Annotated in this window: 23 protein-coding genes; 7 read left to right on the forward strand and 16 right to left on the reverse strand. The window is 60.7% G+C overall.

Going from position 1 to position 26,775, the window contains the following annotated elements; all coding sequences use genetic code 11:
- Positions 1 to 20 precede the first annotated feature (20 nt).
- The gene (locus U3654_RS11880; protein WP_324751762.1) at positions 21 to 776 is read right to left on the reverse strand and encodes a hypothetical protein; all 756 of its coding nucleotides are present in this window, start codon (positions 774 to 776) and stop codon (positions 21 to 23) included.
- A 258-nt stretch (positions 777 to 1,034) separates the two neighbouring features.
- Here U3654_RS11880 and U3654_RS11885 point away from each other — a divergent pair, with 258 nt between their 5' ends.
- Genes U3654_RS11885 through U3654_RS11895 form a run of 3 tightly spaced genes read left to right on the forward strand, consistent with a single transcriptional unit; the run spans position 1,035 to position 5,183 of the window.
- Positions 1,035 to 1,997 (forward strand): ABC transporter substrate-binding protein, encoded by a 963-nt coding sequence (locus U3654_RS11885; protein ID WP_324751763.1) that lies wholly within the window; start codon positions 1,035 to 1,037, stop codon positions 1,995 to 1,997.
- Positions 1,998 to 2,055: 58 nt separating this feature from the next.
- Positions 2,056 to 3,126 carry a betaine/proline/choline family ABC transporter ATP-binding protein gene (locus U3654_RS11890; protein ID WP_324751764.1) on the forward strand — a complete coding sequence of 357 codons (1,071 nt, stop codon included), beginning with the start codon at positions 2,056 to 2,058 and terminating at the stop codon, positions 3,124 to 3,126.
- Positions 3,123 to 5,183, forward strand: coding sequence for an ABC transporter permease (locus tag U3654_RS11895; RefSeq protein WP_324751765.1), 2,061 nt, complete (start codon positions 3,123 to 3,125; stop codon positions 5,181 to 5,183). The genes U3654_RS11890 and U3654_RS11895 overlap by 4 nt, the downstream gene beginning before the upstream one ends.
- A gap of 5 nt (positions 5,184 to 5,188) precedes the next feature.
- On the opposite strand, the gene U3654_RS11900 is transcribed toward U3654_RS11895, so the two are convergent.
- The 5 genes from U3654_RS11900 to U3654_RS11920 all read right to left on the reverse strand — a co-directional run bounded on the left by U3654_RS11900 (position 5,189) and on the right by U3654_RS11920 (position 13,918).
- Positions 5,189 to 6,127 carry a helix-turn-helix transcriptional regulator gene (locus U3654_RS11900; RefSeq protein ID WP_324751766.1) on the reverse strand — a complete coding sequence of 313 codons (939 nt, stop codon included), beginning with the start codon at positions 6,125 to 6,127 and terminating at the stop codon, positions 5,189 to 5,191.
- A 90-nt stretch (positions 6,128 to 6,217) separates the two neighbouring features.
- Complete coding sequence (locus tag U3654_RS11905) at positions 6,218 to 7,531, reverse strand: aspartate aminotransferase family protein (RefSeq protein ID WP_324751767.1); 1,314 nt, start codon at positions 7,529 to 7,531, stop codon at positions 6,218 to 6,220.
- Positions 7,532 to 7,534: 3 nt separating this feature from the next.
- Positions 7,535 to 9,940: an FAD-dependent oxidoreductase gene (locus U3654_RS11910; RefSeq protein ID WP_324751768.1), complete on the reverse strand. Its 2,406-nt coding sequence runs from the start codon at positions 9,938 to 9,940 to the stop codon at positions 7,535 to 7,537.
- On the reverse strand, positions 9,937 to 12,336 hold the full coding sequence (locus U3654_RS11915; protein WP_324751769.1) for a GcvT family protein: 2,400 nt from the start codon (positions 12,334 to 12,336) through the stop codon (positions 9,937 to 9,939). Before U3654_RS11915 ends, U3654_RS11910 begins: the two co-directional genes overlap by 4 nt.
- Before the next feature lies 1 nt (position 12,337).
- Positions 12,338 to 13,918 carry a trimethylamine methyltransferase family protein gene (locus U3654_RS11920; protein WP_324751770.1) on the reverse strand — a complete coding sequence of 527 codons (1,581 nt, stop codon included), beginning with the start codon at positions 13,916 to 13,918 and terminating at the stop codon, positions 12,338 to 12,340.
- Between the two features lie 88 nt (positions 13,919 to 14,006).
- On the opposite strand from U3654_RS11920, the gene U3654_RS11925 reads away from it, so the two are divergent.
- The 3 genes from U3654_RS11925 to U3654_RS11935 all read left to right on the forward strand — a co-directional run bounded on the left by U3654_RS11925 (position 14,007) and on the right by U3654_RS11935 (position 16,678).
- Positions 14,007 to 14,969: a LysR family transcriptional regulator gene (locus U3654_RS11925; protein WP_324751771.1), complete on the forward strand. Its 963-nt coding sequence runs from the start codon at positions 14,007 to 14,009 to the stop codon at positions 14,967 to 14,969.
- 235 nt (positions 14,970 to 15,204) lie between these two features.
- Positions 15,205 to 16,365 carry a S8 family serine peptidase gene (locus U3654_RS11930; RefSeq protein ID WP_324751773.1) on the forward strand — a complete coding sequence of 387 codons (1,161 nt, stop codon included), beginning with the start codon at positions 15,205 to 15,207 and terminating at the stop codon, positions 16,363 to 16,365.
- Positions 16,366 to 16,450: 85 nt separating this feature from the next.
- Positions 16,451 to 16,678, forward strand: a complete 228-nt coding sequence (locus tag U3654_RS11935) for a hypothetical protein (protein WP_324751774.1) — start codon at positions 16,451 to 16,453, stop codon at positions 16,676 to 16,678.
- A 150-nt stretch (positions 16,679 to 16,828) separates the two neighbouring features.
- Here the strand turns inward: U3654_RS11935 and U3654_RS11940 are convergent, their stop codons facing one another.
- The 4 genes from U3654_RS11940 to U3654_RS11955 all read right to left on the reverse strand — a co-directional run bounded on the left by U3654_RS11940 (position 16,829) and on the right by U3654_RS11955 (position 19,886).
- Positions 16,829 to 16,966 carry a hypothetical protein gene (locus tag U3654_RS11940; protein ID WP_324751775.1) on the reverse strand — a complete coding sequence of 46 codons (138 nt, stop codon included), beginning with the start codon at positions 16,964 to 16,966 and terminating at the stop codon, positions 16,829 to 16,831.
- Between the two features lie 108 nt (positions 16,967 to 17,074).
- A complete protein-coding gene (locus tag U3654_RS11945; RefSeq protein WP_324751776.1) occupies positions 17,075 to 17,896 on the reverse strand; it encodes a phosphocholine cytidylyltransferase family protein in 822 nt (273 codons plus the stop codon).
- A gap of 38 nt (positions 17,897 to 17,934) precedes the next feature.
- Positions 17,935 to 18,702, reverse strand: a complete 768-nt coding sequence (locus U3654_RS11950; RefSeq protein WP_324751777.1) for a CDP-alcohol phosphatidyltransferase family protein — start codon at positions 18,700 to 18,702, stop codon at positions 17,935 to 17,937.
- A complete protein-coding gene (locus U3654_RS11955) occupies positions 18,699 to 19,886 on the reverse strand; it encodes a pyridoxal-phosphate-dependent aminotransferase family protein (protein ID WP_324751778.1) in 1,188 nt (395 codons plus the stop codon). The genes U3654_RS11950 and U3654_RS11955 overlap by 4 nt, the downstream gene beginning before the upstream one ends.
- A 540-nt stretch (positions 19,887 to 20,426) precedes the next feature.
- Here U3654_RS11955 and U3654_RS11960 point away from each other — a divergent pair.
- Positions 20,427 to 21,443: a TIGR01459 family HAD-type hydrolase gene (locus U3654_RS11960; RefSeq protein ID WP_324751779.1), complete on the forward strand. Its 1,017-nt coding sequence runs from the start codon at positions 20,427 to 20,429 to the stop codon at positions 21,441 to 21,443.
- Positions 21,444 to 21,696: 253 nt separating this feature from the next.
- Here the strand turns inward: U3654_RS11960 and U3654_RS11965 are convergent, their stop codons facing one another.
- From U3654_RS11965 to U3654_RS11990, 6 genes are all read right to left on the reverse strand, one after another.
- Entirely contained in the window at positions 21,697 to 21,903 is a 207-nt protein-coding gene (locus U3654_RS11965) for a cold-shock protein (protein WP_324751780.1), read from the reverse strand.
- 444 nt (positions 21,904 to 22,347) lie between these two features.
- Complete coding sequence (locus U3654_RS11970) at positions 22,348 to 22,995, reverse strand: isochorismatase family protein (RefSeq protein WP_324751781.1); 648 nt, start codon at positions 22,993 to 22,995, stop codon at positions 22,348 to 22,350.
- Positions 22,996 to 23,019: 24 nt separating this feature from the next.
- On the reverse strand, positions 23,020 to 24,330 hold the full coding sequence (locus U3654_RS11975) for a TRAP transporter large permease subunit (protein ID WP_324751782.1): 1,311 nt from the start codon (positions 24,328 to 24,330) through the stop codon (positions 23,020 to 23,022).
- 12 nt (positions 24,331 to 24,342) lie between these two features.
- On the reverse strand, positions 24,343 to 24,867 hold the full coding sequence (locus U3654_RS11980; protein ID WP_324751783.1) for a TRAP transporter small permease: 525 nt from the start codon (positions 24,865 to 24,867) through the stop codon (positions 24,343 to 24,345).
- Entirely contained in the window at positions 24,864 to 25,562 is a 699-nt protein-coding gene (locus U3654_RS11985) for a TetR/AcrR family transcriptional regulator (protein ID WP_324751784.1), read from the reverse strand. The genes U3654_RS11980 and U3654_RS11985 overlap by 4 nt, the downstream gene beginning before the upstream one ends.
- Complete coding sequence (locus U3654_RS11990; protein WP_324751785.1) at positions 25,559 to 26,698, reverse strand: C4-dicarboxylate TRAP transporter substrate-binding protein; 1,140 nt, start codon at positions 26,696 to 26,698, stop codon at positions 25,559 to 25,561. The genes U3654_RS11985 and U3654_RS11990 overlap by 4 nt, the downstream gene beginning before the upstream one ends.
- Between the last annotated feature and the right edge of the window lie 77 nt (positions 26,699 to 26,775).

Raw genomic sequence — 26,775 nt, forward strand, 5'->3', positions numbered from 1 at the left:
TGGCGGGCCGTGGCTGCGTGTCAAATTTTGAGGGCGTGTTCTTTTAGCATTTCGTAATGCGGCAGGTGGTGATCCAGATATTCTTGCGCGCGGGGATGCTGTTGGACCAACGCGGCAAAGTTCCGTTTCTGGGCCGCAATCTCTTCGTCGGTGATGGGTGCGATTCCCTTGGAGGCGCTGACTTTGCCGTGCCATTCTCCGACCTGCTTCCAATCTTCGGGCTGTTCGTCCTGCCAGGAAAACGCGTGATCGGCGGGCGGCAAGCCGATCGCACGCCATAGCGCGCCGATGGCCCCTGCGGTGTCGCGGCGAACGTCCTCGGCCCGGATCACCGGGGCGTCAATGCCCACATCGGCCAGCGCCTTGAAATGGCGCGCCTGCGCCTCCAGCCCGATTTCCTCTAGGCTCGCGTTGGGGTCCAGCTTGAAATAGGACGTGATCGACGCGACCGGATCACGGATGAGAAAACAGTTAACCAGCCGGTCGGACAGCGCCGCATCGTCCATGATGCGCGGCATGACATAATAGCTCATGTCCTTGATAAAGACCGGGCCGCTCTCGGCCTGCTTTAGCAGCATGGCGCGGACATCCTCATAGGACACCGGGCGATCCACCTCGGCCTCGAAATGCGGCATCTCGCGCACCTGTCTGTGCAAGTAATAGTCATACATGAACGGCTCATGATGACAGTCGAGGTCGCCGCGCTCGCGCATGACCCGCTCCATCGCGGTCGACATCGAACGGGGGTGGGACCAGAGAGCATAGATGGGATGCATGTTTTTATCCGCGACCCTTGGGCCGTTTTTTGAAGGGACTTGAACGTTGTGCCCGGGACCCGGCCACCATTGCAGACTATTTCAACACAGGGGTAAACGTCATGGTGCCTTTAGGCACTAACCGAATGGCGCACAGCGCGCTAGACTGCCGGTGCCAATGGTCATCTTTCGCCGAATCCGAACCTATCGGAGCGGCTGAGGGGCAAGGGGTCGACAACAGGCCCCGGAAAATATGAACTATCCAACCAGGAGGACAAAATGAAACTGATCCAGAACCTTTCGGCTGCATTACTGGCCGGCGCGTCAACACTCGGCATGGCAAGTGCCGCCGAGATGGGCGCGGTGGACGAGCCGATTAAACTGGCGATCAATGAATGGACCGGGCAGCATATCTCGACCCATATCGCGGGCGATATCCTTGAGAGTATGGGATACACTGTCGAATATGTGACCGCCGGAAACTATCCGCAATTCACCGCGCTAGGGGATGGCGATCTGTCAGCCTCGCTTGAGGTGTGGCTGAACAACGCCGGAGAGATTTATCCCAAGATGAAAGAGGCGGGCAAAACCGTCGATATCGGTCCACTGGGCCTCGAAACCCGCGAGGGGTGGATGTATCCCAAGCATATGGAGGAAACCTGCCCCGGCCTTCCCGACTGGGAGGCGCTAAAGGCCTGCCAAGAGGCGCTGGTCACTGCCGAGACGTTTCCGCAGGGCCGCATCCTGTCCTATCCCGCCGACTGGGGCACGCGTTCGGCCGACATGATCGAGGCCTTGGCGCTGGACTACAAAGCCGTGCCTGCCGGGTCCGAAGGCGCGCTGGTGGCCGAGTTGAAATCAGCAGACGCGCGCAAGACGCCGCTGGTGATGATGTTCTGGGCACCGCACTGGGTGTTCGCCGAAGTGGACGCCGGTTGGGTCGAAACACCCGCCTACGAGCCTGCGTGCGATACCGATCCAGCCTGGGGTCCGAACCCCGATGCGACAGGCGATTGCAGCGTCGAGCAGCCGGTTACGATGAAGGTCGCATGGTCCGGTTTTGAGGAGAAATGGCCCGCCGCTTGGGAGTTCCTCAAGGCGTTTCAGATGGACACGCCGGAACAGGAACGCATGATGAAAGCGATCGATCAGGACGGCGAAAAGATTGACGATGTCGTCGCGGCCTATGTCGAAGAGAGCAAAGACACTTGGACCCCGTGGGTCGAAGCGGCTAAGCAATAGGCCAACCAATGCGGCCCGCGCCGGGCGTGGGCCGCATACCCCATAGCCGGAGCGCTAGATGACGACATCCTCTGACGCCCCTCAAAAGGACGCGAAGCTGTCCGTGCGGAACCTCTGGAAGGTCTATGGCCCTGATCCGGACGGCGTCACCTCAGGCGATTTTGCGCAGATGCCGCTGGAGCAAAAACTGAGCCATGTGCGCGGTGCCGATCACTTTGTCGCTGCCGCCGATGTCAGCTTTGACGTAGCAGAGGGCGAGATTTTCGTCATCATGGGCCTGTCGGGGTCCGGCAAATCCACCGTGCTGCGCTGTATCTCGCGGCTGGTCGAGCCGACGCTGGGCGAGGTTTTTCTGGACGGTGACGACCTGCTCAAGGCGAACGGGCGCGCGCTGATTGAGCTGCGCCGCCACAAGATGGGCATGGTATTTCAGGATTTCGGCCTACTGCCGCATCTGGACGTGGTGCAGAACGTGGCATTCCCCCTCAAGGCGCAGCGCCGCCCGCGCGAAGAGCGGCGCGCACTTGCCCGCGAGATGATCGAACTGGTCGGCCTCAAGGGCAAGGAGAGTGCGTATCCACACGAACTATCCGGCGGCCAGCAACAGCGTGTCGGCATCGCCCGCAGCCTCGCCGCAGGCCCCGAACTGTGGTTTCTGGACGAACCGTTCTCGGCGCTTGACCCGCTGATCCGCAGCCAGATGCAGGACGAATTTCTGCGCCTGCAAAAGCAGCTTTTGAAAACCATTGTCTTTGTCACGCACGACTTTCTAGAGGCGCTGAAACTGGCCGACCGGATCTGTATCATGAAGGACGGGCAGATCGTGCAGATCGGCACACCCGCCGAAATCGTGCTGCGCCCCGCCGACGCCTATGTGCGCGAATTCATCGGCGACGTGCCGCTGGCCAACGTGCTGGCCGCCGAGGACGTGATGGGCCCCGCGCATGACGACGGCAAGGAGCATCCGCAAGTGCCGCGCCGCACGATACTGGACGAGGCGATCAAGCTGTTCGACGATCATACCGTGACGGTCGATGTGGTGGACGATGGTGGGCGCGTCGTCGGCTCGCTACATCCGCTGACGGTGATCCGCTCACTCTATCACGACGACATTGTCGCCGACATATGAGCCGCGCCGCCAAACGCACGCTGCGCTCTGTCGGCATGGCCTGGCCCTGGTTGGCGCTGATCGCGGGGACCACCGTGCTGGTGCTGCTGCGGCAGAGCTATCCGCAGATTCTGGCCTATCCCGAGGGCTGGACGATCCCGCTGGCCGACTGGATCAACGTCGCCGCCGACTGGTTCGTCGAGCGGGCGCAATCGTTTTTCCGCGCCATTGCGCACGGCCTTGATATCGCGTTTTCGCTGATGCAGGACATTCTGATCGGGCTGCCTTGGTTGACCGTTGCCCTGATCGTCGCCGCTGCAGCATGGCAGGGCGGCGGGATCAGGCTGGCCGCGCTGTCGGTGGCCGGGCTGCTTTATATCCTGATCTCCGGCTACTGGATTCAGGCGATGAACACCCTGTCGCTGGTGTTCGTCGCGCTGCCCTTGGCGGTGATGCTGGGCTTTGTCTTTGGATATATCGGCTATAGGTCGCAGCGCGCGCGCTGGGTCATCATGCCCGTGCTGGACCTGATGCAGACGATCCCCGCCTTCGCCTATCTGATCCCGATCCTGCTGCTTTTTGGCTTTGGCCCGGTGGTGGGGCTGGTGGCCAGCGTGATCTTTGCCGCGCCGCCGATGGTGCGCAACACGGTGCTGGGGTTCCAGTCGATCCCGCCCGCGATACTGGAAAGCGCGCGCATGTCGGGCTGCACTGGCTGGCAAAGGTTCCTCTGGGCCGAGATGCCAACCGCATGGCGCCAGATGCTGATCGGGATCAACCAGACGACGATGGCGACGCTGTCGATGGTCATTATCGCCGCCATCATCGGCGGCTTTGACGATATCGGCTGGGCGGTCCTGTCGAGTATGCGCAAGGCCCAGTTCGGGCAAAGCCTGATGTCGGGCCTCGTGATCGTCGTCATGGCAATCCTGCTGGACCGCATCACGGCGGCCTTTGCGGCGCGGCAATTGCCAACGGCCAGTTTCGTCGGATTGCCGGCGATCCGTTTTTTCGGCCTGCTGGCAGTGGTAGCCGGGCTAAGCGTTGCCGCCGGCTATGCCCTGCCCGGCCTCTGGCGCTGGCCGGAATGGGCGGTCTGGTCGCCTGCACAGGACATCAACAGATGGACCGAATCCTTTCTCATCCGCTACGGCGGCGCGATGGACGCGCTCAAGAACGCGGCGCTCTATTATGTGCTGCTACCGGTAAAGATCGGGCTGGAAAAGGCCATCGTGCCCTTCACTTGGGGCGTGACCTTCGTGCCTGCGGCCAAGGCAGCCTACTGGGCCATTGCAGGGCTCTCCTGCCTCGTCGCCTTCGCCAACGGGGCGTGGCGCGGCGGTATCGCGGTGGTCGTTGGGCTGGCGTTCCTCTATTTCGGCGCGACGGGTCTGCCGTGGTTGTCGGTGCTGGGCTTTGCCGTGCTGTTGTCGTGGCAACTGGGCGGCTGGCACCTGTCCGCGTTCGTCGGGGGCGGAACGGCGTTTCTGCTCGTCAACGGCATCTGGCCGCAAGCGATGCTGTCGGTTTACCTCTGCTCGGTCGCGGTGCTGATCTGCATCGTGTTCGGCGGCCTGCTGGGCGTCTGGGGCGCGTCATCAAAACTGGCCTCGAACGTGATCCGTCCCGTCAACGACGTGCTACAGACCCTGCCGCAATTCGTGCTGCTGATCCCCGCGCTGATGCTGTTTCAGGTGGGCGATTTCACCGCACTTTTGGCGATCGTCGCCTATGCCATCGTGCCGATGGTCCGCTATACGGAATTTGGCCTGCGCGGCGTATCGCCCACATTGATCGACGCGGGCATTTCCAGCGGCTGCTCACCCTGGCAGCTATTCTGGCAGGTGCGCCTGCCGCAAGCGCTGCCGCAGATCCTGATTGGGGTGAACCAAACGGTGCTCTACGCGCTGGGGATGCTGGTCATCGCAGCACTGGTCGGCACGACGGGGCTGGGACAGCTGATATTTCTGGCGCTGGGGCGGGCCGACGCGGGCGCGGGACTGGTCGCAGGCCTTGGCATGGCGCTGCTGGCAATGATGGTGGACCGGATATTACAGGCGGTCATGCGGCGGATGTAGCGGCCTCAGTTCAACGAGATCGCCTGAATATACCGCACAAAAAGGTCACGCTCGCTCATGATGTCGAGTTTGCCATAGATACGGCGCTTGTGATTTTTGACGTTGCCGACCGACAGTGCCAGAACCTCGGCGATGCTGGCGCTTGCATGGCCATTGAGGGTCAGTTCCACGATGTCGCGCTCGCGTGGGGTCAGGCCCAGCCCGGCGATCCACTGGCGGTGGCAAAGACGCCGCGCCGTATGCTGCGCGGTCAGGGTCGAGCGGTAGGCGTCTGGTGTTTCCCCGCCGGAATCGCCGCCCTCCACCAGCGCTATTTCGGGCCTTTGCTGCGCGCTCCATTCATTGGTGAACCAGATCGTTCCGCCAGTGTCGCTGGTCAGGCGCGGCGGACTGCCCAGCGAGGGCGAGCCGTCTGTCACGCTGCTTTCCTCGTGCTGCAGAAGTGCGCGGATATGCACACGGTAGAGCGCCGCGCCCACGTCAAATATCTGCCGCAGGTTCCGCACATCACCGGGCGAAAACAGCCCCCGCCGGTTATTATAAAATAGCGCGACGGAATCGCGCCCGACGGCGGGCAGGAAAACCCCAATCTCGTCCTTGACGCCGATCTGGGGCAGAAAGACGTCTGTGTATGTCGCATACCGCTTGCGCGCGAACGCAATGTCCTGAAGCCAGACGACCCCCGGCTCTTCGGCGGTGCGCCAATGCTCGACATAAGGGTCGGCATCGACGAACTGCGACAGGTACAGCTCGGCCATATGCGACGGAAAGGTGTGCGAATGAATCAAAAAGCACGGTTTACCCTCGACCGAATAGCGCGCCATCGTGATAAAGTCATAGTCCAGCTCGCTGCCGATCGCATCAGCCAGATGCTTTTCAAAGCGGGCCGTGCCGACCGCGTCCATTGCAGCAGGCAGGGCATCCAGAAAACCGGAATCGCTCATCGACGGACCTCCTGGGCGGGCAAATAGGACGCGCCGTGTGTAGCGCGCCCTGCCCAGTTGCGCTGCCGCTTTTTCACAGCGCCTGCGACGTCAGCGGGTCAGTGATGCGAACGCCGCATCCAGGCCGTCGGCGATAGGCCCGACATCCTCCATCGACAGACACATCGGCGGGACCATACGTAGCACCGACTGGTGGGGGCCGGATTTCGACAAGATCAAACCAGCGTCGCGGCACGCCTCAAAAATGGTGGCAGTCGCGGCCTTGTCCGGCGCTTTAGTCTTGCGGTCGCTGACGATCTCGATCGCCTGCATCAGGCCGCGCCCGCGCACATCACCGATGGCGGGGTGTTTCTGCTGCAGGTCCCGCAGCCGTTCCAGCAGCGCGCCGCCGACGTCTTTGGCGTTTTGCTGCAGTTTGTCCTCGGCGATAACCTGCAACACCGCTCGCCCAGCTGCGCAGCAGGTCGGATTTGCGCCGTAAGTGTGGAACATGAATTTCTCGGCCATCGGTGCCGCCACCTGCTTGCGCGCGACGACCGCGCCAAGCGGGAAGCCGTTGCCGATACCCTTGGCCATCACCACGATATCGGGGATCGCATCGTCTGCCTCAAAGCCCCACATATGGTCGCCGGTGCGGCCAAAGCCTGACTGCACCTCATCAGCGATGTATAGCCCGCCTGCCGCGCGCACCCTCTCGGCCGCGCCACTGAGATAGCCCGGTGGCATTTCAACGATGCCGCCATAGCCCTGCACCGGCTCAATGAACATGCCCGCGATGCGCCCCGTCGTGGCGGTCTGGATCGTGCGCTCGATCTCGTCGAGGTAGGGCTGCGTGCCGGAGCCAAAGATACCGCGATACTGGTTCGGCTCGGCCACAAACGCGACATTGCCGGGCATGCCGGGATGGCGCCAGCCTGCGATGCCGGTGATCGATTGCGCGGCTGCGGTTGGCCCGTGATAGGCCGTGCGCAGCGACAAGAGGTCCAGATTGCCGGTATAGGTCCGCGCCATTGTCATCGCCAGATCAATGGCCTCGGAGCCTGAGTTGGTGAAATGCACGACCCATTCGATATCGCCCTTCGGCCCCTTGGGCATGGTCGCGGCCAACTCTTCGGCGAAATGGGCCGGGACGGGGTGGTAGAACATTGTGGTGCAGTGGGTCAGTTCCTGCGCCTGCTCCATCGCGGCGGCGACGACACGAGGGTGTGAGTGGCCAACTGAAATGCACAGGTTCATGCCCAGAAGGTCGGTATATTTGCGCCCCTCCACGTCCCAGAGGTATTGCATCTGGCCCTTTTTGAATACCAATGGCTCGCGGAATGGCACGAATTTGCTCAGCGACGCCGCGTAATAAGCATCGCGGCGGGCGGCGGTGGCGCCGGTGGTCCAGTCAGTCTTCATCATCACTCAGCCTTTCAGTCTAGTGTTATCGGGATCAAACGGGGGGCGGTTCAGCACATGCGCGGCGCAATCACGGCCCAGAATTTCGACGCTGAGGTCGCGGCGCGCCTCGCGGTCGCGCAGATAGGCCAGCGCCAGCGTCTTGCCCGTGCGGTGGCCATGCGCGCCCGAGGTGACGACGCCGACAACGCGGCCATTTCGGTGGACGGGATGCGCGTAGAAGGGATCAAAGCCTTGGGTTTCAATCTCAAGCAGCACCATATCCCAACGGGCAGGATCGTCCATTCGCCGTGTCAGCGCCTCCTGCCCCACAAAGGTGTGACCACTCTTAATTATCGCGCCCATTCCGCTTTCTGCCGGAGTCCGCTCAGTCGTCAGGTCGCTGCCCCAGCCGCGATAGCCCTTTTCCAGCCGCATCGAATTGGCGGCGAATGCGCCGTAATATCCGATGGCATGCGCCTGACCCGCCTCTTCCAGTGCGAGGAAAACATGGCGCATATCCTCGGCGGCGATGTGCAGCTCCCATCCCAGCTCGCCTATATAGGACACACGCAGCGCTCGCGCCGGGCGGCCTGCGATCTGGATGGTCTGCGCGCTTAGCCACGGAAATTGACTGAGGTCGGCGTCCGTCACCTGCGCCAGCACATCGCGCGATTTCGGCCCCATCAGGCCGATCACGCCAAATGCCTCGGTCACGTTGCGCAGCTTCACGTCCAGACCGTTTGCACGGGCGCTGAGCAGATCGAAATCCATCTCTTCGGCCGCGGCGGCCGAGGTCAGATAGGCGTGATCATCGCCCAGAATGGTAACGGTGAATTCGGCCTGCGTGCCGCCCGCCGGGGTCAGGGCATGGGTCAGGCCAATGCGGCCCGTGCGCGGCGCGCGGTTTGCGCCCAAGCTGTCAACAAAGGCGCGCGCGTCAGGGCCAATCACGTCGAATTTGGAAAACACTGACAGGTCAGCCAGCGCGACGCGGCTACTGACCACCTCGACCTCGCGCGCCACGGCAGCGAACCAGTTCGGGCGGCGAAAGCTGTGCGTCGCCACATCGCCGGGCGCACCCGAGAACCAATTGGGCCGCTCCCATCCGTAGGCGGCGCCCATGACCGCGCCACGCGACAACATCTCGTGGTGCAGCGGCGACAGGCGCTTGCCGCGCGCGGCGGGGCGTTCCTCGAACGGGTAGTGCACGCCAAATTGAAGGCCGAAACACTCGACAGCCTTGTCCACGCGATAATCGCGGTCGGCCCATTTTCCGAACCGGCGGCTGTCGATGGCCAGTGCGTCCATTGGCGGCGCGCCATGCGTCATCCAATGCGCGAGGAACCAGCCCGCGCCGCCGCCCTCCATTACTCCCATGGACGAGCCGGTCAGCAGCCACGCGTTTGGCAGCCCATGCGCCGGGCCGATCAGCGGATTGGCGTCGGGGGTGAAGGTAATCGGTCCGTTGACCACGGACTTGACGCCGCCACTCCCAAGCGCGGGAATGCGCGCCATCGCGGCCTCGATAATATGCTCGACCCGGTCCAGATCGGGCGGCATGAGGTCCGCGCCGAATTCGGGCGGGACGCCGTCGATTGACCACGGCTGCGCGGCCTTTTCATAGGGGCCGAGGATGAGGCCGTCGCGCTCTTGCCTCACATACCAGCTTTCTTCGGGGTCGCGGATAATGGGTAGCTCTGCCGCGCCGGCCGCAATGCGGGCAGCAACCTCAGGCACCGTGTCGGTCACCAGATACTGGTGCAGCATCGGCACGGAGGGGATGTTCAGCCCCATCATCTGTCCGATCTCCCAGCCCCACGTGCCTGCGGCATTGACGATATGGCGCGCGCGGATTTCGCCCTTTGCGGTCTGGACGATCCACTGTGCGCCCTCGCGACGGATCGCCTGCACGGGGTTATAGCGCTGGAACGTCGCGCCGCCGCGCACGGCTACCTGTGCCATTGCGTTCGTCGCCATAGTCGGATCGACATGGCCATCATCCGGTTCGTAGATGCCGCCCAGCAGACCGTCGAGCGTCGCCAGCGGATAGAGTTCCGCCACACGCTCGGGCGTCAGGATTTCCAGCGGATAGCCGGTGAATTTCGACAGGCCGGCGACATGGGCGAATTCGTCCATACGGTCGGGATTGCGCGTGATCCGCATCGCGCCCGAGGGGTGAAAGCCGACATTCTGACCCGTCTCCTGGGGCAGGATATCGCGGTAGAGCCGCACCGACGTCGCACGCAATTCCTGCACCGTGGCGTTATGCGCGAAATGCGTGCAGAGGCCAGCCGCATGCCAGGTAGAGCCGTGGGTAAGGTCGTTTTTCTCGACCAGCACAACATCGCTCCACCCCGCCTTGGTCAGGTGGTAGGCCAGCGATACGCCCATGACGCCGCCGCCGATGATCAGAACCTGGGCATCGCTCATCCGCGCATCCTTTCGCCCTTGGGATCGAACGGCGGCGCGCTCAGCGCCCTTGCCGGATACATGCGCCCCGCCACCTCAATCCCGAACTCTCTAGTCGCTGTCTGGCCCGGCTCTTCACCCACGTCGATGTCGATCATCGCAAAGGCCAGCGCCAGACCCGTGCGCGCGCCTTTGGCCCCCGAAGTGGTCAGGCCGACAATGCGGCTCCCCTCCCACACCGGCTCATCATGCAGGATCAGCGGCGCGTTTTCCACTTGCATCAGCACCATGCGCCGCGTGAGGCCAGCGGCGCGTTGTGCCTCCAGCGCTGGCTTGCCGAGGAAGTCCTTGGACCAATCAATGGCAAAACCCAGCCCCGCCTCCAGCGGCGTCACCTCGGGACCCAGATCATGGCCCCAATGCTTGAATCCCTTTTCGATACGGCAGGCGTCCAGCGCATAATGACCCATTGGCTGCGCCCCGCCGCCGCGCAGCGCGTCGAAAACGACGGCCCCGCTTGCGGCAGGAATGCCCAGTTCCCAGCCCAGCTCACCGACGAAACTGACGCGTGTGGCACGGCAGAACTGCCCGGTGACAGTGACCTCGCGCGAGGTGGAAAAGGCGAAATCCGCGAAGTTGTCCGGCGATAGCGCGGCTAAAACGCTGCGGCTGCTTGCGCCCATGACCCCGATGACGACCTCGTCCTCGGTCCGGTCGGTGATGGTCACATCGCGGCTCACGGCATGGCGGCGCAGATAAGCCGCATCGCGGGTGCGCGTCGCGGCGCCCGAGGTCACGCGGAATGCCTGCGCACCGGCTCGCGTCACCGTCACGTCGCCCTCGATACCGCCCTTGGCGTTCATCAGCGGCGTATAGACAGCGCGGCCAATCGCGACATCCATCTGCGCCGCGGCGATGCGATTGAGAAATGGCAGAGCATCCGGCCCCTCAACGTCGAACTTGCCGAAAGGCGACAAGTCCAGCAGCACGGCGCCCTCAGCCATCACCGCCGCTTCGCGTTCGGCTATGGACTGCCATGCCTGCAGGCCGACCGAATAGGGCAGATCCCGCTCGGACCCGTCCCGCGCGTACCACAGCCCCCGCTCCCATCCGGCGGTGAGACCAAAGACCGCGCCTGCCTCTGCCCATTGCGCATGCAATGCAGACTTGCGCAGGCCACGTCCTGCCTTGGGCTGCTTATAGGGCCAGTGCAGGGTGAACTGATCAGCGACAGCCTCGGCCATGCGGGCTTGCATGTGATCGGGCGCGGCGGTGGCAGGATCGACGCGGGCGATGTCGACCTCCCACAGATCCATCGGCGCCTCGCCCTCAATCATCCAATCGGCCAATGCGCGGCCCACCCCGGCCGAGGACATGATTCCGACCGAACTCATTCCGGCGGCGACGAATAGCCCGTCGACCTGTGGCGTTTGCCCGATAAGCGGGCGGGTGTCGGCGGTAAAGCTTTCGGGGCCGTTCATGAAATGCGCGATCCCGGCGGTTTCCAGTGCCGGGATCAGGGCCAGCGCGGCCTCCATGAAGGGGGTGAACTGGTCCCAATCTTCGGCCAGCTCCAAAAAGGGGCGATCACCTTCGGGGCCGAAGGCGTCCCAGCATTTCGCGTCAGCCTCAAACCCGCCGATCACCAGCTTGCCCGCGTCGCCCTTGATATAGATGCCGCGATCCAGATCGCGCACCACAGGGAAGGGTTGCATGAGGTCCGGCATGGGCTCGGTCACGACATACATATGCTCGACCGCTTGCAGGGGCAGTGGAACGCCCGCCGTATCCGCCAGCGGTTTTGACCATGCCCCGGCGCAGATCGCGACGCGCGTGGCGTCGATTTCAGTGCCGTCCACCAGACGCACGCCGGTGACAAGCGCGCCCTCGGTCAGGATCGCGGCCACGCTCACGTTCTCACGGATTTGCGCACCTTTCGCGCGGGCGCCGCGCGCATAGGCCATGCACAGATCGACGGGGTTCACGCTGGCGTCTTCGACCACCGACATCGCACCGACTATGCCGCCGGTCGCCAAATCCTGCATCAGCCCGGCCAGCGCGGCAGGCGTGATGATTTCAGGCGTCAGGCCGAAATGGCGACCAAGCGATGCGATGCGGTGCAGCTCGTCCATCCGCTCGGGCGCGCGGGCAAGCCAGTAACCGCCGGTGCGCCGGTAGCCGGTCGCCTGCCCCGTCAGCCCCTCGAGCGCGGGGAAAAGCTCGGTCGCATACATCGCCAGTCGCGTCATATTGGGCGTTGCACGCAACGGCCCGACGATACCAGCGGCGTGCCAGCTGGTGCCCGAAGTCAGCGCGCCGCGTTCCAACAGCGTCACGTCCGCCTCGCCCCGCTGGGCCAGATGATAGGCAAGGCTGAGGCCGATGACACCGCCGCCGATAATGATCGTGCGGCTCATGTCAGTAGTAATTCGCGTCGGGTTTCTCGGCCTTGCGGCGGGCGATATAGGCTTGCAAGGCCTCGTCTATGGCCGGATCGAGGCCGGGGTCGACGTAATTCTCCAGCCGGTCCTTCCATAGGATGTTGGCCCGCTGTGCGGAATCCAGACCACCATCGACGCTCCATTGCTCAAACGAGTTGTTGTCCGGCGTATCGGGACGGAAAAACGCATTAAGGAAGTTGGCCTGCGTGTGATCGGCCCCTAGGAAATGCTTGCCCGGTCCGGTTTGCGCAATCGCATCCATCGCCTGCGCATTCTCGCTCAGATCGATGCCGTCGAAAAAGCGCGCAACCTTGCCGCAGACATCGGCGTCCAGCATGGTTTTCTCGAACCCCGTCACCAGCCCGCCCTCCAGCCAGCCGGTCGCGTGGTTGATAACGTTGGCACCTGCGAACATCGACATCATCAGCCCCCATGTGCCCTCCTGCTGGCTCTGGCCATCTGGCAGCTTGCTGGCCGACAGCGTGCCGACCGTGTGCAGCGGCACGCCCAACCGGCGCGCGAGTTGACCCGCCGCCAGCACCATCTGCCCCGCCTCGGGCGTGCCAAAGGTGGGCGCGCCGTTCTGCATCGACAAGGTCGACGCGAAACTGCCCATAAGGCACGGTGCGCCGGGCGCGATCAGCTGGACCAGCGCCAGCGTCGCCAGCGCCTCGGCCAGAACCTGCGTCATGGTGCCGGCGACTGTGCAGGGGCTCATCGCACCCGATAGCACCCAAGGGGTGCAAGCGACTGGCTGACCCGCTCGGGCATAGGTTTTGAGCGCGCCAGACATGTGGCTATCCATCACCAGCGGCGCGTTGGTGTTTGACACGCAATAAAGCACCGCGTTATTGGCCACGTAATCCTCGCCAAACAAAATACGCGCCATGTCTATGGCGTGGCCCGCCCGCTCGGCCCCGATGAACGCGCCCATAAAGGGGCGGTCGGACCAGCGAATATGGGCATAGAGCATGTCCAGATGCCGCTTGTTCGCGGGCAGATCGACAGGCTCGCACACCACGCCGCCGGAATGGTGCAGATGCGGGATCATCTGGTGCAGCTTTACCAGTCGCGTGAAATCGCCGAATGTCGCATAGCGTCGCCCGTTGTCCAGATCATGCACGAAAGGCGGACCCCATGACGGGCAAAGCACCGTATTGCGCCCGCCGATCCGCACTGAATTTTCGGGGTTGCGCGCCGCTTGGGTGAATTCCGCCGGGGCGGTCGCCTGAATGGTCTGGCGGCAGAAACCGGGATCGAACCGCACGCGGGTGCCCTGCACATCGCACCCGGCATCGCGAAAGATCTGTAACAGCTCGGGATCGTCGTGAAATTCCATCCCTGTATCGCGCAGGATCAGATCTGCGTTATGCTCAATCAGTTCCAGCCCCTCTTGGGACAGGATTTCCATGCAGCCGACCTTGCGTTGGATATACGGGATGCGAGGGGGTGCCTCGCCGGCGCGGCGCGCGCTGCGGCCCTCGCGCCCTCCGCTGCGTTTGCGGCGCTCTATCGGTTCCGAAATGGTCACCTGCAATCCCTCCAAGACAGCGATCATGCTTGGGCGCGCTTGGCATAATTGCAAATTAATTCGATCAGTATCAGTATAACTAATAGTTCAGGGAATTTTCAGAGAGGCGCGCGCATTGTCCTTCGACACCAACATCATCAAATCAATCGAGATCTTTGTCGCGTTGGTTGAAACGGGCAAGACGACGGTTGCAGCCGAGGTGATGGGCCTTAGCCAATCGGCGGTCTCGCAGCACCTAAGCCTGCTGGAGCGTACGTTCGACGTGACGATCTTTGATCGCTCGGTTCGCCCGCTGCAACTGACCCCTGCAGGCACGCTTTTGCACCGGCACGCGCTGCGCATCCTTGGCGGGGTCGAGGATCTGGTCACCGACATGCGCCATCAGGGCGCGCGCCCGATCAGCCACTTGCGGGTTGGCATACAGGCGTCGATAGCGACGACATTGACGCCGGATCTGGTCGCACTGGCCAAGGCCGATTTCGGCGTCGAGGACATGACGATCCATGCAGGCCAGAGCAAGGATCACGAAGGTCTGTTGCGCACCCGCAAGGCCGATCTGGTGATAACGTCCGATCCGCTCTACGACCTCGACGGGCTGGAGCGGCACCCCATCATGACCGAGTCGTTTCTGCTGGTGCTGCCGCAAAGCTATATCGGCCCCACAGGCAGCATAGGCGAACTGCTAGAGCATCTGCCGCTGATTCGCTTTGCCGCCACCACGAATGTCGGGCGCCTGACCGAGCAGCATCTCCGCAGGCTGAAGGTGCGTGCGCCGCGGGTCATTCAGGCGGACCGCTCCAGCATGGTGACGGCCTGCGTCGCGCGCGGGATGGGGTTCACCTTTCTCACGCCCAGCCTGCTGATCGACGGATTTGTCGAAAAAATGCCGCTGAACATCCGCCCGCTGCCGATCACCGGTTTTTCGCGCAGCATCACCCTGCTGGCGCGCGACCGTGAATTGGGCAAGCTGCCCGTCGCCTTTGCGGCTATGACAAAAAAAGTTCTGGCCCAGCAAGTCGCACGACAAATGGGGCCCGCCGGTATCAATGCGATCCAGTTCAGCCAAGTCCAAGAATGAGCGGGCTATGAAATCCGCAATACGAAAAGCGCAGCAGACCGCGTGGCAATCATCCGCGTGCCGCCGACAGGTGTATCGGCTGAATCGAGCGTGGCGCGACCGTGGATCTTATCCGAAGGTTGTGAGGAACAACCGTTCGCATTACGTCTTAACCTGCTGAAATCATACCGGAGCGGATTGTCCAATGACGCGAAAAATGGTGGAGCTGATGCGACCGAAACGAACGGGAGGCAGCGTGATCCTGTTCAAGCCCGGCGTCGATATGGCAACCCGCGAAACCGTTCTGGCAAACATGGCGGGCACCGACGTGCGGTCATTTTGCGCCAAGTCCGGCGCCCTGCCCCGCGAGGCATTCGATCTAGCCGGTTTTTTGCTGGAGAATACCCGCATCGGGTTTCTGTCCGAAAAACTCAGTAGCGCGGAATCTCACGGCATCCGGGCGCGGATGAGCGTTGACGATCACATCGATCTGGTCAGGCCGGAGTACTATTATCGCGCGCTCCATTGCTTTGAGGACAGCGACGAAAGAACGTGGGGGATAGACGCCGTCGGCGCGTTGACCAGCCCGTTTACTGGCGCGGGAATCAAGGTGGCGATTCTGGATACAGGGCTGGATCTGCATCATCCAGATTTTGTGGGCCGAACGATCGTATCGGAAAGCTTTGTGGATGGTGAACAGGCCCAGGATGGACAGGGGCACGGAACCCACTGCGCCGGTACGGCCGTGGGTGGTGTGACCTCGGACGGTGGGGTGCGCTACGGAGTGGCCCCCGGCGCCGATCTATATGTCGGCAAGGTGCTGGACGATCGCGGATCAGGACGGGAACGCGATATCCTCACCGGCATGGTATGGGCGATCGAGCAGCGCTGCGAAATCATCTCGATGTCGCTTGGGGGCGCTGTGCAGGTGGGCGAAACCTACAATCCGGAATACGAAGAACTGGGCAGGATGGCGTTGGATGGCGGATCGTTGATCGTCGCCGCCGCAGGCAACGAAAGCGCGCGCGCCAGCGGCTATGTGGCCCCCGTCAGTAGCCCGGCGAATTGCCCGTCGATCATGGCGGTGGCTGCGGTCGATCAGGCCCTTGCGGTGGCCGAATTCTCCAGCGGCGAGATCAATGAAGACGGGGGCGAGGTCAACATTGCCGGACCGGGTGTTGGCGTGTTCTCGTCAGTGCCGCGACCCCAGCTATATAACACCTATTCGGGAACCAGCATGGCCTGCCCGCATGTCGCGGGCGTCGCTGCCCTTCTGGCCGAGGAGGACAGCTCTGTACGGGGTCAGGCCTTGTGGGATAAGCTGGTCCAGACAGCGCGCCCGCTAAGCGGGTCGCAAGAGGATGTCGGCGTGGGGTTGGCAACAGCACCGCAGGGCGGCACCTCTGGAATGGTATGAGCGGAGCGCTTATATTAAGTGCTATGCATGTACAGACCCAACAGGGCCATTCCGAAAAGGGAGTTGTAAGATCGCACAGATAGACGTGAAAATTATCGTCGATCTCAACGGCGGTGCCAGGATCGAGGACGTCCAACAACGCGTCTCGAATGCGGGTGTTAAGGTTGAACACGTCATTCCCGCAATCGGCGCCATCTTTGGGTTATGCGACGACGCCGACATGGACAGCCTGCGCGCCCTCAATGGCGTTGCACGCGTAGCCCAGGAGGGGCACGTGCAACTGCCCCCTCGATCCAGAGACATTCCGCAATAGAGCGTTTCGAGTTTAAGCTGAGCGACGTTAATGCGAAACGCGCGCAACATTCATTCGGTGTGGGCGTTTCGACATATTGTCATGACTCAACAATACGCCGAAACGCTTTGGTGTCCGTCGCCATATAGAGTGGGCAATCACCGACAGCAGTTACTTCACCTTTTTTCCGGAAATCGATATCGCAGGCTTCCCTGCCAGAGAATTCGCCGTTGCCGAGACTTTCGGCTTCTCCTGTTTCGGTTTCTTGGTTTCTTTGTTGCCACGATTACTGTTGTTACCCTTGGCCATTGTCTGTCCTTTCAGTGTGCAGCGAACCAATGCCGGGATGGCAAGGTTTGGCTGCTATGCTTCACCGATTGCCCATGAAAGGCGCTCGGTGATTTGATGTCTGAGCGCTCAGGTTGATGTGGCCACTTTTGCCGCGTTTTCATCCAGTGCCCTTTGCTGCCCTCGCGATACGGTTGTGACCGGGGATCCGAACATCGCGTTTGCGGCGGCAAAATCTGCTTCTGTATCAATCTCGGTCCAGTTTAGCCCGGTGATATCCAGCGCATGAAACACAGTGCCTTTGGCAAGCAGCCGCTCGTAGCCTGCCTCGTAATACTCCTGATAGTGCGCCGTGCTTTGCATCATCTGGGCCAGTTCTGCGAACAGTAGCGGCCCGGTCTGAGCGCCGATCTTTTCTATGCCTATCGATTCCCCCATTGCCACCTTTGGATCGACGGATTTACCGATCTCAAGCACGTGCATCTCATCATCTACGATGACCTTGACCTCTTCGTCCTCCAGCGCAATGTTGCGGTCGATGCACAGAACGTTCGGCTGTTTGCTGTCGACCAAACTACGCAAAATCTTGATGTCAAAAACAACGTCCGCGTCGAATTTTATGAACTCCGCCGTCCCGATTGCCGAAGAGGCCAGCATCAGGGAATAGCCGGTGTTGGTATCGCGGTATCGGTCGTTGATAACGTAGGTGACGCGGATGCCCCGGAACGTCTTGTCGATGAATTGCTTGATTTGATCGGCCCGGTGGCCCAGCACCACAACGAATTGTGAGATCCCGCAGCTAAGGCAATTGCGGATCATCCTCTCAAGGATGAGGGAGCCGCCGACAGATAACAAGCTCTTGGGGCAATCATCCGTCAGAGGGGCCAGACGAGAGCCTATTCCAGCCGCCAGGATGACGGCCAAGGGTGGGCGATTGGTTTCGTAATTCATGGTTTTATGTATCCCGTAGTTGCGCCGTTACAGGCGCGTTATTTCTGAATTGGAAGTTGCCGGTCGGCACTGATGTTCTTGCCTTGCTTCATTGCCCAGTAGATCCCCCAGAAGATCTGGCTGGCCGCAAATACCCAGAGCATCGGTGTTAGCTGGTCCAGCACGAGCGCCGCCGACAGCATGAAGATAAACACACCCTCATCTGCGGCTAAGGCCTTTGGTTGTTCCTTGATGAACCATGCGACGTTTGCGCGTAGGCCAAAGCCGAGGCCTGCCGCAGGCTCGACCCGACCCAGAAGGGCCATCGTCGCAGGGTACTCAGGGTCACGCGCCGTTTCGATCTGCATGGCGACGTATTTCACGTAGCCGCGCAACCCGTAGAACGCGATTCCGATCAGCGCGAGAAAGACCGGAACGACGCTCAGCGATTGCGCATAGGCCGCATACCCCGCGGCGCCGAACCACAGCGTGACCTGCACCTGATCCGTCAGGCGGTCATAATAACTGCCGACCAGCGACGATACCTGCCGGTAGCGCGCCATTTGCCCGTCCATGCAATCTAGGACATGGCTGACATGGATCAGGATCGCAGCCACGATGAACCACACGGTACCGCCTATCAGAATTCCGATCGTTGCCACGACAGCGACGAGGAACGACGCCGCCGTGATCCGGTTCGGCGTGATCCAAGGCAGCTCGACAGCGCCGTAATTGGCGACGATAGCCAGAGGGGCCGTGACGAACGACGACCACCATTCGTCGTCCTTCGTCTTGGTGGCCCACAGCCGTGTCAGCTTGTCCGTCATGATACCACCTTCGCCAGCGCTTGGCCGGATGTTGGCAACCTCACGAGGGTCGCACCTTTTGGCCTGACCGTTGCCACCAGATCGGCGGCCTCGGCCTGCAATGTCAGCAGCACGTCCTTGAGCGAAGACAGGAAAAACCGGATGTCGTAGTCGGACAACTCGCCTATATTTCCGACCTGAAACACACGGCCAGCAAAGCATCCTTTGCCCTCATAGATAATGATGGATTTCTGGCGCAGACGGTCGCGGATATCGCTGACCGAAAGGCTGGGCGGCACGCGAACGGTCGTAAGGATCGAACACATGTCCGCCTCATCGATCAGAAATTCCAGGTTCAGCCGACGCATACCCACGCGCAACATTTCCGCGCGCGCCTTGATGCGGGCAGCGCGTTTGATCACGCCCTCGCGCAGGATGTTCGTAAGGGCCTGCTCTAATGCAAAGAACAGCGGAACGGCGGGTGTGTTCGGCGTCTGGCTGCGGGTTTTCAGAAACTCGTAGAACGTGGCGAGGTTCAGATAGGTTGTCTTGGCCGCGTGGGCCTTGAGGGTCTTGAAGTGTTTTTTGCGTCCGATGACGAAGGACAGACCGGGGTAGGATCCGATCGCCTTTGAGCTGGAGCTGGAACAGAAGGCGATGTTGCACCCTTCCATATCGACCACTTCCGCCCCGACCGAGCTTACGCCGTCCACGACGAAAAGGGCGCCGCTGGCCTTGGCCATCGCGCCGATTTCGCCCAGTGGGTTCAGCATGCCCGAGCATGTTTCATGATGGACCATGGCCACCACGTCGATCTTGTGGGCCGCCAGGTAAGCGTCGATCTGCGGCAGATCAAACGGCGTTCCCCAAGGCATTTCGATCAGATGGGTCCGCTTATTGTGGATCAGCGACGTCCTGTGCAGGCGCTCACCGAACTCACCATTCGACAGGATCAGGATCGCGCCCTTGCCCACAACAGACGACAGGATTGCCTCATTGGCAGCCGTGCCAGAGCCGGTGATCACCACCGCGCGGTAGCGACGGCGGTTTTCTATCTGAAAGAGCGACAGAATTTTCTGTTCAATACTGGCAAGAAGGTCATCGAAATCGGGCTCACGATGACAGATGTCTTCGCGGCAGATCGCGTGGCGCAGCGTCTCGGCGACATTTACAGGGCCGGGTGTGAAAAGCAGGTATTTATCCAAAAGAACGTCGAGCTCCGTCGCCTCCCTGACCATTGGTCACGAAGTCGGCACGCCCATGAATAGTCCATGCTCGCGGATCGAACATGGACATCGAGAGGGCACAAATCGAATTCGAAGCCGCAGCCACAATGGGTGGCTGTCGGTACGTCGACCAGAAATTGAGCGCCTGCAGAGGGAAGCTAAGGAACGCCTTATCCCAACAAGAGTGGCTGATAAGGCTACCATCATGCGCTGGAAAACAGCGTCTGATGCTGTGCAGTAGGGTCGAACAAATTCAGAGGTCGCAAGAGGCGGTCAACAAGCAACGGCACATACGGTGGCGTTGGATTTTGACCGGTAACATCCGGCAGTAGCTTCAGGCAACCTGAAGTACTGAGATTGATTTGAGTAGTACTATCGCGCGCTAAGTTAAGCGCCCGAAGCTTATATTTAAGGGCAAAGCCACAAAATTGCAAGGACTGGATGCAACCAAGCATTGTCGCGTAGTGCCGAGCTGCTCAACGACAGATGGCGCAAAAATTGCAAAGAAGATACGCAGGCATGTTTTCAGACACGGCTTTTGCGGTTCAAAAGCGGTCGATTGCCATAGCGGTCAGCAAGGGCGCGCGCCACCAGTCCAGGTTGACAGTGGGGTCGCCGGCGGATAGCCCCGTCATCCTCATGGCATTGCCCACACAGCTCTTAACTTCGTCAATTGGACTCACTCCGCTGAGCGGACTTGCAAATCACTACGACGGTTTGTTGTGCGATATTTGGGGCGTGATCCACAATGGAGTTGCGGCTTTCGAAAGTGCCGTAGATGCGCTCTGCAGGTATCGTGCCAGTGGGGGCCACGTTGTTTTAATCACCAACGCTCCGCGGTCTTGCCGCGAAATTTATCCCCAGTTAGAGCGTTTGGGAGTTCCGCGGGCCGCGTTTGATTCCATTGTGACCTCGGGGGACGTCACCAGAAAAGCCGTCAAAGAAAAGGCCGGCGCGCCATTATTTCATTTCGGTCCAGCGCGCGATCATTCAGTCTTGGAAGGTCTGACAAACCCGATTGTGGGAATATCAGACGCGAAACTATGCCTGCTGACCGGGCCACTGGATGACGCCATCGAGACGGTGGACGTTTATCACAGCCTTCTTATCGAAATGCGAGATAACGCGGTCGAAATGATATGCGCGAACCCTGATTTGGTGGTGCGGGACGGAAACCGCATGGTTATCTGCGCTGGTTCAATTGCTCAGCGCTATGCACAATTAGGTGGCACGGTGATGTTCGCCGGCAAACCCGAGGCGCCAATTTACGACGAAGCTGTGAAAAGAATTGCCAGTATCGCAGGCCGAGAAATAGCCAAAAGTCGATTGCTGGCCGTAGGCGATGGATTGCCAACAGACATCAAGGGCGCAGCCAACAACAATTTCGATGCCTATTTTATTTCTGGTGGAATCCACGCCGACGAATTTGGCGATTTGAAAACAGCAGCCAACGTGACGGAGGCGATTCACCGAATTAAAAGCCAAAACTTGGGCATTAATCTAGTTGGAATTTGCGACCGCATGCGTTGGACGTAAGCGAATATCCCATACGAAAATTCTAAATAAGCGGGGCCGTATCACTTTGGATACATGGTCGCGCAGCTGCTTATGCGCGCCTCTGAATCCCAACAAGCATGGTTCTGAATTGCCGTCATTCGTGCTTAACACCGCATTTAACGGCAGATCATTGCTCTATTGTCGAACGTAGCAACGCCAACAAAAATGGGCGCGTCGTCACCGATGCGCCCACTAGATTGTCTAAAGTTCATTCTCAATTAAGAGATAAACCTTATGCCAGAACGATGTTTGATGCGCTTTCGCGGCCGTCACGGCCTGCTTCGATGTCGAAAGTCACTTTCTGATCGTCGTTCAGGCCGGTCAGGCCCGCTTGCTCAACGGCGGAGATGTGTACGAACACATCTTTGCCACCGCCATCGGGAGCGATAAAGCCGAAGCCTTTTGTAGTGTTAAACCATTTGACGGTGCCAGTAGCCATCGTCGTACTCCTTCAAAGTAACTGCCCACGTAATGCAGCAGATCGGCCAAGTTAGTGCAAGATCGAATAACTGGCCCGAAAGGAGCAGTGATGCCGATAGACGTAACGTCGCAGGGGTGACATGGGGCAATATTTGCTAAAAAGCAAGGGCATTGCGGTCCTGCGTCGATACCCATCAGTTTCCATCGCTATCAGCGTGAAAATGCCCCAGATTCGAGCGGAAAGTCGCCGATTTTTATTATCTACAGCTTGGACCGATAATTCTGGCAATGCGATAGCGCAGCGCCGATTCTCGACAGAACACTGATCCGGCTCCGAGACTGCCATCCTTGCGACTTACAGCGACCAGCTTCTAAGAACGCCTGTCTGACGGAGATAATGTTTAAAAACTACCGACCTGCCGGCCCGCCCCATTGATATATGCCGGGCGATCGCGCCGCATTGCTATTGCGAATTCAATCGTCCGACCTCTTCGATATAGGCAATCATCTCGTCGCAGGTCGAGATATCGGCATAGCGCCGCCCCAAATCGCGCAGGTTGTCCTTGTGCGGCTGTTCTTCGTGATCGCCGACGCAATCCTCGGGCACAATGGTGCGATATCCCCATTGGAAGCTGTCGATGGACGATGCGCGTATACACCCGCTGGTGATGCAGCCGGTGACGATGACAGTATCGACGCTGTGTTTGGTAAAGAACGGCACTACCGGCGTCTGGAAAAAGATTGACGGGCCGGTCTTGCAGATTTTGACGTCATAGCTCTCGTCATAGATGCGCGGATCCAGCTCGGTGCTGGGATGGCCGTGGATGAATTCCCGGCGCACCACGTCGACCTTCCAGTGGGGCATGTCATCCTCGTCCTTGTAGGCGGTGTAGCAATTGGCGACGGGGATATTGTGCTGGCGCGCGACCTTGAGCAGACGCGCGGTATTCTCTAGCCCGCGCATGACCATGGGCGCACCGCCAAGGGCATATTGATCCTCGGTAAAGGCCTTTTGATAGTCGATCACGACGATGCCGGGACGGCGGCCCCGACCCACTTCGATGGCACCATAGCTGCGCTTTTCATAGTCGGCATCGTGAAAATCGGGCATGAGTCTTTTCCTTTTTGTGAGCTATCAGCGAAATGCCAGCGATGGCAGCCAGAGCGACATGGCGGGGATCAGGATGATCAGAAACAGCGTCACGATATCCATGACGATGAACCACGCCACGCCTTTGAACACCTCTGGGAGGGTCACAAGGTTTCCCAGCGCGCCCTTGATCACATAGACGTTGAGGCCAATGGGCGGCGTGACGAGGCCGACCTCCAGCAGCTTGATCACGATGATGCCGAACCACACCAGATCAAGGCCCGCGCCCTGCACCAGCGGCAGGACCAGTGGCAGTGTCAGCAGCAAAAGGCCGATGGAGTCGATCAACATCCCCAAGACAATATAGAGCAGCGCGACCGCAAAGAGGATCCACCAGACATTGTCGCTGACGCCAAGGATCACGTCGGCAAAGGCCTGCGGCAACCCGCTGAGCGCGAGGAACCGGGTAAAAAACACCGACCCGACGAGGATGATGAAAATGCCCGTCGTGCTGATTGCGGTCTGGATCAGCGCATCGCGCAGCGCGGCCCACGTGAACGCGCCGCGAACGACGGCGATCACTGTGGCGACGGCGGCACCGATGGCGCCCGCCTCGGTCGGGGAAAACACGCCTGCAAAAATGCCACCCAGCACCGAGAAAATCAGTAACGGCAGCGGCCAGATATCCTTGAGCGCGGCGATCTTTTCCTCGCGGCTGATATCCTCTTGGACAACGCCGGCCAGCGACGGCTTCAGCTTTACCCGTGTGACGATCATCGCCATGTAGATCAACGCCGATACGACACCGGGGATGAACCCTGCAAGGAACAGCTGGCCGACCGATACCTGTGCATAAACGCCGTAGAGGATCAGCAGAACGCTGGGCGGGATCAACGATCCCAGTGTGCCGGAGGCAGCGATGGTGCCCGTCGCCAACCCCTTGTCATACTTCGCCTTCAGCATTTCCGGCACCGCGATGCGCGACATCGCGGCCGCTGTCGCCACGCTGGAGCCGGAGGCAGCGGCAAAGAACGCGCAGGCCGCGACGGATGCCACGGCCAACCCGCCGGGCAGACGCGCCAACACCACCTTGAGCGAGACAAATAGGCTCTTGGTCATGTCGGTCGCGGTGCAGATATAGCCCATCAGCAGGAACATCGGCGCTGCCGTCAGTTCCCACTGGCCAACGAAATCAAACGGCGTGGCCGAGATCATGCCCCACGCCACGCTCATCGAGATCATCGCCGCCATGCCAAAGATCGACACAAGGCCCAGCGTCAGGCCGATCGGCACCCGCAATGCGATCATGGCCAGCGCGGTCAGCGTGCCGATGATACCGATATCGAGATTGCTCATCCGGGGGCGTCCTTACAGGGCTTGGCGGCGCTGCAGCGCCCGCAAAAGGTTCGACAGAATGGCTAGGCACATCCCTGCAAAGCCGACCGGCAGCGCCCAGCGGCTGGGCCAGATGTAAAAGAGGAAATTCGACATGATCGTTTCCAACCGCTGGGTCGAGCGGATGGCGTCAAGGCCGCTTTGCCACATCAGCATCCCGAAAAATACCAGCCCCGCGATGCAGGCCAGCACATATAGCGCCAGCTGCGCCCAGTTCGGCATCATCTGCGCGAACAGGTCCACGCGGATATGTTCGTTCTTTAGCTCGACATAGCCCAGCGGCAAAAACACAGCGAGGACGATGTAGTAGAACGACACCGTTTCCAGCGTGCCGATCATCGACCCGTTGAACACGTAGCGCACGATCACGTCCACGGTGATATGCGCCATCATCAGCAGCAAAAACAGGCAGCCCAGCGTTAGCAGCGCGAGGTTGACGATCCGGATCGCCCCGTAGATGAGTCCGGTTTCCTCCGGCGGATGGGCCTGATCGGTCATGACGGCGTCTCCTTGAGGGGGCCTTGCGCGGCATTGCCCAGCGCGGTTTTCCAGAATTCCAGCATATCAAGAAATAGCTGCGGATCATCGCGCCATATGGATTGCGTGCCCATGCCACGCAGCAGGCAGAGCGTTGCGTTCAATGCGATCCGCCTTGTGCCGTGCATCGCGGTGAGTTCGGGAAACAGCGTCTCCCAGATTTCGTCCAGCTGGCGGTTGTAGTCTAACGCGACAGGGATCAGCGCCTCGCGGATGGCCGGATCGGTGCGCGCGGCGGTCAGAAATTCCATCGTGATCATAAACATCGGCCCCGAAAAACGCCGCCACATTTCCGAGAGGAAGCCGTCGATGTCCATTTCGCCGTTGCGGATCGTCGCCGCGATGGTCTGGATCTCGGAAATTTCGCCGGTCAGCAGGTGGCGCAGCGCCTCCTGCATCAGCACTTGTTTGCTGGGGTAGTGATGCAACAACGCGCCACGCGACACGCCCGCGCCTTCGGCCACATCGACTGTCGAGGTGTCGCGCAGGCCCTTGGCCAGAACCAGATCGATGGTGACGTTCAGGATTTTCTGCTGTGTTCCATGCGAGCGTTCGGCCTGCGTGCGACGACGGGGGCCGGGCGGCAGCGCCCCGCCCCCATTGCCAAGCGCTATGTGTGCGGCGCCGCGAGGGGCGGCGCCGTCAGGGTGTCTCACTGGACGCCGTAGGTCGCAGGATCGAGATCGGCGTAGATCTCTTTCATGGCGATAGCAGCCAGCGCATCCGCGTCGGTGCGGTCGACATCAGCCAGCAGCTTTTCCCACTTGTCCCACGTCGCGCGGAAGTCGTCGATGACCTCCTTGCCGTTGGTCAGGCCATATTTCTGCTCGGCTGTATCATAGACATCGGCCAGCGCCTTTTCCCGGTAGTCCACGATCGATTGCATCAAGTCGGCCTCAGGCTCATAGACCGTATGACCCTTTTCCTGCGCCTCTATCAGCGCATCCTCGGCGCGCTGGATGTAGGCGATGTTCATCCGCGCCATGCCAAGGGCCGAAGCATCGAACATGACTTTGCGTTGCTCAGGCGTCAGGCTGGCCCAGAAGCCGGGGTTCGCACCCCACTGCGGCCCGGACCAGTACATGCCGGTCGGTAGCAGCGTGGTATGCTCGGCCACTTCCCATAGCGAGCGGTCGATCAGATCGTTGCCCGCATTAGACGCACAATCAAGCGTGCCACGCTCGAGGCCGGTATACATCTCGGACGAGGGAACATTGACGGGAATGCCGCCAGCCGCCTCGACCCAGAGAGAAACGGTGGAGCCTGCGGTGCGGATGCGCTTGCCCTTAAGCTCGGCCAGATTGCGGATAGGTTCGCGGCAGAACAGCAGATAGGGCGGCGTCGCGTAGGCGCCCAGATAAACAACGCCCTTGTCCTTCCACTCGTCTAGCTGCGTCTGGTTATGCGTGCTGAAATCGGCGACGGCAAAGATCGCAACCAGCGGATCGGAATAGTTAAATCCCAGCTCCTGCACCGCGTTCGCGACCGGCAGTTCGGACGGTGTGTAGACGGCGGCGTGATGCGCCACCTGCACCACGTTGTCGCGAATACCCTGAAGGTTGGCGCGCGGTGCCAACAGAACGGTGCCCGTGAACACTTCCGGGACCAACTCGCCGCCCGACATCTCGTTCACGCTTTTGGCCCAGTCGGTATAACCCCACTTGGAAAAAGGCGTGCCAGCATCGTAGAACGAATTGGCGATGAATTTCGTCTCGGCGGTGGCCAGTTGCGGTGCCAGCGCGATGGCGCCGACAATGCCTGCGCCCCGAATGATCTTGCGAATGGTCTTCATTTATATCTCCCTGTTCGAAGGCAGGTTCGGTCCGGCTCTCAGCCGCCCGCCGCCTTCACGCTCAGATTGTCGCCGGA

The organism is Roseovarius sp. Pro17, from assembly GCF_035599575.1.
GTDB lineage: Bacteria > Pseudomonadota > Alphaproteobacteria > Rhodobacterales > Rhodobacteraceae > Roseovarius.